Source organism: Candidatus Thermoplasmatota archaeon, assembly GCA_034660695.1.
Taxonomy (GTDB): domain Archaea; phylum Thermoplasmatota; class E2; order UBA202; family DSCA01; genus JAYEJS01.
On the sequence record JAYEJS010000030.1, the window covers coordinates 1 to 2,392 of the forward strand.

Annotated in this window: 3 protein-coding genes; all 3 read right to left on the reverse strand. The window is 41.3% G+C overall.

Annotated elements, in window-relative coordinates:
- Positions 1-130 precede the first annotated feature (130 nt).
- Genes U9O96_01570 through U9O96_01580 form a run of 3 tightly spaced genes read right to left on the reverse strand, consistent with a single transcriptional unit; the run spans position 131 to position 2,153 of the window.
- Entirely contained in the window at positions 131-253 is a 123-nt protein-coding gene (locus U9O96_01570; GenBank protein MEA2053795.1) for a hypothetical protein, read from the reverse strand.
- 24 nt (positions 254-277) lie between these two features.
- Positions 278-400 carry a tyrosine-type recombinase/integrase gene (locus U9O96_01575; GenBank protein MEA2053796.1) on the reverse strand — a complete coding sequence of 41 codons (123 nt, stop codon included), beginning with the start codon at positions 398-400 and terminating at the stop codon, positions 278-280.
- A gap of 46 nt (positions 401-446) precedes the next feature.
- Complete coding sequence (locus U9O96_01580) at positions 447-2,153, reverse strand: glutamate--tRNA ligase (GenBank protein ID MEA2053797.1); 1,707 nt, start codon at positions 2,151-2,153, stop codon at positions 447-449.
- Between the last annotated feature and the right edge of the window lie 239 nt (positions 2,154-2,392).

Sequence of the window (2,392 nt, forward strand, 5' to 3'; positions counted from 1 at the left end):
TCTTTTTAACTTTAATCGGAATCTGTGCCATATGGGTTAATGTATATGGGTTAATACTATATAAAGGTTTCTTTTTTTTAATGGAGAAACTACCAGAAATCTATGGGTTAATCGGCCGAGTTTCGGTAACCTACTTGACATCTTCTGTTCCTCCTATAAACGAAATGGCGTATAACTCCGGTATATCTGCAATACTTCGCATATACATCCCTCTGGATGAACTCCTTTTCTCTCCAAAATATTTTTCACTCATTCTTTATATCACCTCTTTTTATTTTCAAACTATCTTTATCTCTCTCAAGTTTTTATTGCTCGCATGTGTATATATCTCCGTAGTTTTTGAACTTTTGTACCCTAACAGTTCTTGAATATATCTCAAATCAACACCGCTCTCCAGCAACCACTAAATGGTAATCAAAATCATCTTATAAGCGTTTCCAAAACGGCTATTTATGGGCCAATATGCCCTTCACTCTTTTTTCATCCTTTTCAATTCTCACAAAGCCAAAACGCTCAAACTGGATTATTTCTCCATGCTTGGCGTTCTTTATGGAAGGCTCGGCGTATCCCTTTACAATCTTCAAACTGTTTTTGTTGAAATTGTTGTCGATAAATAAATTGCCGGGCAAGAGAACTTCCATTTTTACATATCTGTCTGTTACCCACTGTATTTTTTTCGTATCGGGTATCAATTCCTTGCCTGCAAATTCGCCCATTATCTTTTCATCATCTCTGCCGGTAAGCCTGACATTATACAAGTCCTTCAGGCGGAATACTTCCCCTTCTTTCATGCTGTTTGCATCCTCTCTGGGGATGAAGAATACATCCGACGGTTTTATTTTTCTCGAGCCCAGTTTATGTGAGGGGTGGTGATCGAGCATGACTTCCTTGCCAGGAGCATTTTTTACTAAAACTTTTATTGGGTCCGGAACAAAGAAATATCTTCTGGTGACAGGATCCAGAATCTTTCTGTTTATCGCCTCGACTTGATCAAATGTGACCACAGCTTCTGCTTTAGATATGCCCTGAGAGAGGACAAACTTACATATTGCTTCGGGAAGTATGCCCCTTCTCTTCAGCCCCCTCAGAGTTGGAAGGCGCGGGTCATCCCATCCTCCCACCTGCTCATTTTCAATCAGCGGTTTTATTTTTCTTTTTGAGACGGGCATTCCTTCTATTGACAGGCGGGCAAACTCCATAAGATGGGGCTTTCTCAGGCCGAGACAATCAAGAATATAGAAATAAACCTCGTCTCTCAACTCATATTCCTTCGTGCGGAATGGATGTGTTACGTCTGACAGTGAGTCCTCGACGGCCCCACAAAAATCATAGGTGGGCCATATGCGATATTTATCCCCGTGAATGGGATGAGGGCTGTCTATTATGCGGAAAAGGGTTGGATCGCGCATGGCGGTATTTTCCGACCGCATGTTTCCTTTCAAGCGGAGAACCGCACTTCCTTCTTCCATTGAAAAAAATTCGTTCCATTTCCCTATGCCCATGTTTTTCTTACAGCTGCAGTCCTTTTCCAGGCGACGATTCTTTTTGATGGTATCGCCGCTGCACGTGCATACGTATGCATGTCCTTCCCTGACCATTTTTTCCGCCAGTTCGTAGTGAACGGGGAGATGGTCTGATGTCCTGTACTCCCTGTCCCACTCTATTCCGAGCCACTTCAAATCTTCTTTCTGTGCATCGTAAAATTTTTTCAACTCGGCGGCTGGATTTGTATCATCGAATCGTAAAATAAATGTTCCATCATACATGCGGGCATATTCATAATCGACTACTGCCGCTTTAGCATGCCCTATGTGAAGGTACCCATTCGGCTCCGGTGGAAAGCGTGTAATGACTTTGCCTTTCTGTGCATCGGGTAAAGGAGGCAAGGTAAAATCCCTTTCTTTTTTTTCCTTTATCAAAAGTTCTGGATAATTTTTCTGAAGATAATTCATCTGCTTACTAAGGGACAACTTCTCTATTTCCTTGCATGCATTCCCAGATATTGCATATGCTCTCGCTGGATCATTTCGTAACTCTGGTTTTTCTGCCATCAACTTTCCCATGACCGCTTTCACATTTGGCGTGCCATCATATTTTACGGCATTGAGAAGCGCGTGCTTTCTTGCAGTCTCAGCAATGTTCTTTTCATCCATCTCTTCTTTATTGGAAATGTTGTTTTAAGTTTTGCCTCTGTTCTCCAAAAAATGTTTAAAAGCATGGACGATTCATTTTGATAGATAAAATGTCTTCTCAGGCCAGCGACGTAATAGTAGATGACCCGATTTATCTGAATTACCCCTAATTTTTACTCAAAATGCCCAACCTGGTGTAGTTTCTTTGGTTAAAACATCCCGTTTTTTGGAATGCAAACAATGTTTTACTCTATTTTCTT

Excerpts from the sequence above, each read along its gene's own strand:
- U9O96_01570 (MEA2053795.1), bottom strand. The coding sequence starts at position 253 with ATGAGTGAAAAATATTTTGGAGAGAAAAGGAGTTCATCCAGAGGGATG.
- U9O96_01580 (MEA2053797.1), bottom strand. The coding sequence starts at position 2,153 with ATGGATGAAAAGAACATTGCTGAGACTGCAAGAAAGCACGCGCTTCTC.